Here is a 4761-nt window from a genome sequence, read left to right as displayed (position 1 = left end):
GCGCTCATGATGCAGCTCGGCGCCGAGGGCGTCTTCGTGGGCTCGGGCATCTTCAAGAGCGGCGACCCCGCCAAGCGCGCCGCCGCCATCGTCAAGGCCGTCGCCAACTACACCGACGCCAAGCTCATCGCCGAGCTCTCCAAGAACCTCGGCGAGGCCATGGTGGGCATCAACGCCGACGAGATCGACATCATCATGGAGGAGCGTGGTCGCTAGTGACTACCGCCGTCCTCGCCGTCCAGGGCGCGTTTGCCGAGCACGAGGCCAAGCTTGCCGAGCTGGGCGAGAAGGTTGTCGAGCTGCGCCAGGCAGCGGACCTCGACCAGCCGTTCGACCGCCTGGTGCTGCCCGGCGGAGAGTCGACCACCCAGGGCAAGCTCCTGGCCGAGCTGGGCATGCTCGAGGCGCTGCGCGAGCGCATCGCGGCCGGGATGCCCACTCTCGCCACCTGCGCAGGCCTCATCCTGCTCGCCAGGCGCCTCGACTCCCACGATGACAAGGGGACGCCGCGCCTGGCGACCCTCGACGTTCTCGTGCAACGCAACGCCTACGGCCGCCAGCTGGGCAGTTTTCACACGAACCTGCAGCTCAAAGGCCTGGGAGAGGTGCCCGCGACCTTCATCCGCGCCCCCTTCGTGATGGAGGCCGGCGCGAACGTTGACGTGCTCGCTACCCACGAGGGGCGCATCGTGGCCGTGAGACAGGCAAGCCAGCTCGCGCTCGCCTTTCACCCCGAGCTCGACGCCGACCCGCGCGTCCACGAGCTCTTCCTCTCGCTCTAGGCCCAGCCGCTCGCCCTTGAACGGGACGGCATCGCCCTAGACACGATGCGCCTCGCCCACCCGGAAGTGCGCACGGCACGGTCGGTTGTTACCGCCGCGGATCATCAACCGACCGCAACGTGCGCGCTCCCGCCGCCAGCGACGCCCCCCATTCGTATATCCGAACGAAACCGCCGGGGCGGGGACGAACCTTGTGAAATCCACGTTGGTTCGCCTCCGCCCCGCGCCATGCGTTGTACCCTAGGAAGTTGCAAAAGACGCCTCACCCGCAGCTCACGGCCGCGGGCACACCATAGACACGGAGCAGCGACACATGGTCCTCAACATGCTCAAGGGCAAGATTCACCGCGCCACGGTCACCCAGGCCGAGGTCGACTACATCGGCTCGATCACGATCGACCAGCAGCTCATGGACGCCGCTGGCATTCTCGAGTACGAGAAGGTCCAGGTGGCAGACGTCAACTCCGGCAGCCGCCTCGAGACCTACGTCATCGCAGGCGAGCCCGGCAGCGGCGTCATCTGCCTCAACGGCGCCGCCGCCCACCTCGTAACGCCAGGCGACAAGGTCATCATCATGTGCTACGCGCAGATGACCCCCGAGGAGGCCCAGACCTCCAAGCCCCACGTTGTCTTCGTCGACAACGACAACAGAATTGCGCGCGTCACGCGCTACGAGCGCCACGGCAGGCTCGAGGACCTCGACTAGGACACACCTCACGCGCCCAAGCATCGGGAGGAAGACATGAGCACCCAGCAGCCCACATCGCAGCCCGACGTCAACAGCCATAAGCACGAGAAGGACGAGGACAAGCAGCCCGTCCTCGAGAGCGCCAGTGCAACCACCTCGCAAGACAACAGGAGCGGCGTTGCCGCCTACGTCATCGTGGCCGTCGTGCTCATGGTGCTCGTGGCCCTCGCCCTCACGCTGTGCAACGTGCTCGAGGTCGTGGGCACGAGCATCGATTGGGAAGACCCCAACACCTACTCCTTCGATGACGATGACTACGACGACCTGCTCGACGACCTTGGCATCGACGACGAGCACGACATCTCGTCTGGCCAGAGCCTCACGGCAGACAACGCCCTCGACCAGTACCTGAGCTGCATCGAGTACACCGTGTCCGACTACGTCTTCGCCTCTGACTACTCCGGCTCCCAGCAGGCGGTGGCCACCTACGTGAAGGCCCTCGCGAGCCGGGACGCCAGTTCGGCCGCCGAGGTCAAGAGCCACCTGCGCGCCGCGGCCGCGGCAGGCGACGACGCCACGCGCGCCTCCGAGCTCCAGGCCGCGGCAGACGCCGCCGCGTCTGCCAGCGAAGCCATCGAGGCCCTAGAGCTACCCGCAGAGAGCAGCGTCACCGGTACCAAGGCCGCAGACATCATCGAAAACCTCACCGATGCCCGCGACGACGCCCTCACCCGCTGGAACAAGATTGCCCAGGTCATCGACATGGTTACGAGACCCAGCGGCCACACGACCCGCGAGCTCTCCAACCTCGATGACGAGGCCTCCGAGGTCACCGACATAGCCCTCGAGCTCACCCATGCCCTGGGCAACTCGGCCAGCTGCAAGTAACCTGGGACAATGCCCCCGCAGTCCCTTGTCCCAGGCCCGCACCGGCACCCGCGCCACCGCAACCCAAGGAGAACCATGAGCAAGGCAGACGAGATCTTCTGTGCCATGTGCACCGACATCCTCGACAACGGCACCACCACCGAGGGCCAGAAGGTGCGCCCCCACTGGGAGGACGGCACGCCCGCCTACACCATCAAGCAGTTTGGCGTGGTCAACCGCTACGACCTGCGCGAGGAGTTCCCCGCGCTCACCCTACGCCGCACCGCGCTCAAGAGCGCCATGGACGAGGTGCTGTGGATCTACCAGAAGAAGTCCAACAACATCCACGACCTCAAGAGCCACATCTGGGACGAGTGGGCAGACGAGACGGGATCGATCGGCAAGGCCTACGGCTACCAGATTGGCCAGAAGAGCCACTACGCCGACGGCGACTTCGACCAGATGGACCGCGTGCTGCGCGACCTTACGCTCACGCCCTTCTCGCGCCGCATCATGACCAACACCTACGTCTTCGCGGACCTCTCTGAGATGAACCTCTACCCGTGCGCCTACAGCTGCACCTACAACGTCACGATGCACCCCGGCGATGCCGCGCCCACCCTCAACATGATCCTCAACCAGCGCAGCCAGGACGTGCTCGCGGCCAACAACTGGAACGTCTGCCAGTACGCCATCCTGCTCATGATGGTCGCGCAGTCCGTGGGCATGATTCCCGGACAGCTCGTCCACGTCATCGCCGACGCCCACATCTACGACCGCCACGTCGGCATCATCCGCGAGCTCATCGGGCGCCCGCAGTACCCGGCGCCCACGGTGATGCTCAATCCCGAGGTCACGAACTTCTACGACTTCACGACGAGCGACCTCATCGTCGAGAACTACGAGCACGGCCCGCAGGTCACGAACATTCCCATCGCCGTCTAGTCGCACGCGAGCACCCCGCGACGCGCCACCACAACCCAGGAGCCACCATGAGCATCCCCGCCACTCCCCTGCCCAACCTCCACGCCATCGTCGCCGTCTGCGACGACTGGGGCATCGGCGCGGCCGGCGACATGGTGGTCGAGAACCGCGCCGACATGCGCCACTTCATGGCAAAAACCTCGGGGAACACCGTGCTCATGGGCAGGCGCACCCTCGAGAGCTTCCCGTGCGGCCGCCCCCTCAAGAACCGCCGCAACATCGTGGTGACGCGCGACGCGGGCTTTGAGCGCGAGGACGCCGAGGTGGCCCACTCCCTCGAGGAGGCGCTTGACCTCCTCGCACCGGACGAGCAGTGCTGGGTCATCGGTGGCGGCCAGGTTTACCAGGCACTCATTGGCGCCTGCGCCAGCGCCGAGGTCACCAAGAACCACTGCGTGCGCCCGGCAGACACGTTCTTCCCCAACCTCGACGACGACCCCACGTGGCGCCTCGCCAAGACCGTCAACACAAACGAAGAAGGCGACCCCCTCCAGACGCCGGAGGGAATCGCCTTCGAGTTCTGCACATACGAGAGGGTTCGTGCCTAGCTACCCAATCGTCGAGGGATCGACGCCCGCAAAGAGCAGCGAGCCCAGCTGGTCGCTGTCGGACGGGTTCCAGGAGCCATCGCTGTCCTTGGTGAAGTCAATCTGGACGTCGGCCGTCTTGATGGGCGCGTCGTCGGCGCCAAGGGCGGTGTAGAGCTTCTCGAAGAGCTTGGCGGCAATGCCATCCTCGCCCAGCTCGGCGTAGTCGGCCTGGGCCTCCTCGGAGCTGGCGTACTTGAGGGCGTCGGCGGTCCAGGTCTCGAAGACCTGGGCGATGTCGACGTTGGTGACCGGAATCGTGACGGTGGCGTTGTCACCGTTGACCTCGACCGTGGGGTCCTCGTAGGAGAAGTGCTTCACGCAGCCGTTGTAGAACTGCTCGACGTCCATGCCGCTGCTGGAGAGGCTGTTCCACTCGTCCTCGCCCAGGACAGACTTGATCGTGTCGGCATCGGCCTGCTTGATCGTGTCGAGCTCAAGCTTGACCTGCTGCTTGATGACTTCCTCGGGCTTGGGGCCACCGCAGGCCGAAAGGCCCAGCGTGCTCGTGAGAGCCAGGGCGAGCGTTGCGACAAGCGCGCCGGCGCGGCGAATGAGGGCGTTGGTGTTCATGCTGCTCCTTTGAACATGAGCGGGAAGGCCCTTCCGCCCTCCCCTTGAGATTCCATGGTAGCAGATTGAATCAAACCTGAAAGTAGCCGTTCTGCCAGAAGGGGCTTTACCTATGCGAGCGGCGCCCAGCGACGAGACGGGCACGCGCAGACCGACGCGCTTGCGTCAACTTCGCAGCTCGGTCGGCCCCACGTCGTGCCAGGCATCTAGCCCCCTCAGAAGACCCGCCCAAACCCGCGTCCAAGCCCCCGTCACGCGGTTGCGTCTACAATAAGTAAGC

6 protein-coding genes and 1 pseudogene are annotated in these 4761 nt (G+C 65.5%); 6 read left to right on the top strand and 1 reads right to left on the bottom strand.

Annotated features, from left to right (window positions below; translation table 11 throughout):
• The 6 genes and pseudogenes from AC1VTH_RS06785 to AC1VTH_RS06760 form a co-directional block, all read left to right on the top strand.
• A pseudogene (locus tag AC1VTH_RS06785) lies at window positions 1-216 on the top strand (pyridoxal 5'-phosphate synthase lyase subunit PdxS); the annotation flags it as partial.
• Window positions 216-782 (top strand): pyridoxal 5'-phosphate synthase glutaminase subunit PdxT, encoded by a 567-nt coding sequence (gene pdxT / locus AC1VTH_RS06780; RefSeq protein ID WP_481335403.1) that lies wholly within the window; start codon window positions 216-218, stop codon window positions 780-782. The pseudogene AC1VTH_RS06785 and the gene pdxT, both read left to right, overlap by 1 nt.
• Before the next feature lie 313 nt (window positions 783-1095).
• A complete protein-coding gene (gene panD / locus AC1VTH_RS06775; protein ID WP_481335402.1) occupies window positions 1096-1488 on the top strand; it encodes an aspartate 1-decarboxylase in 393 nt (130 codons plus the stop codon).
• 36 nt (window positions 1489-1524) lie between these two features.
• Complete coding sequence (locus AC1VTH_RS06770) at window positions 1525-2358, top strand: hypothetical protein (RefSeq protein WP_481335401.1); 834 nt, start codon at window positions 1525-1527, stop codon at window positions 2356-2358.
• 75 nt (window positions 2359-2433) lie between these two features.
• On the top strand, window positions 2434-3282 hold the full coding sequence (thyA, locus tag AC1VTH_RS06765) for a thymidylate synthase (RefSeq protein ID WP_481335400.1): 849 nt from the start codon (window positions 2434-2436) through the stop codon (window positions 3280-3282).
• Between the two features lie 47 nt (window positions 3283-3329).
• The gene (locus tag AC1VTH_RS06760) at window positions 3330-3869 is read left to right on the top strand and encodes a dihydrofolate reductase (RefSeq protein ID WP_481335399.1); all 540 of its coding nucleotides are present in this window, start codon (window positions 3330-3332) and stop codon (window positions 3867-3869) included.
• On the opposite strand, the gene AC1VTH_RS06755 is transcribed toward AC1VTH_RS06760, so the two are convergent.
• Entirely contained in the window at window positions 3870-4481 is a 612-nt protein-coding gene (locus AC1VTH_RS06755; RefSeq protein WP_481335398.1) for a hypothetical protein, read from the bottom strand.
• Window positions 4482-4761: the final 280 nt, after the last annotated feature.

It is taken from the genome of Parolsenella sp. (assembly GCF_982402205.1).
This window is presented reverse-complemented; position numbering and strand designations above follow the sequence as displayed.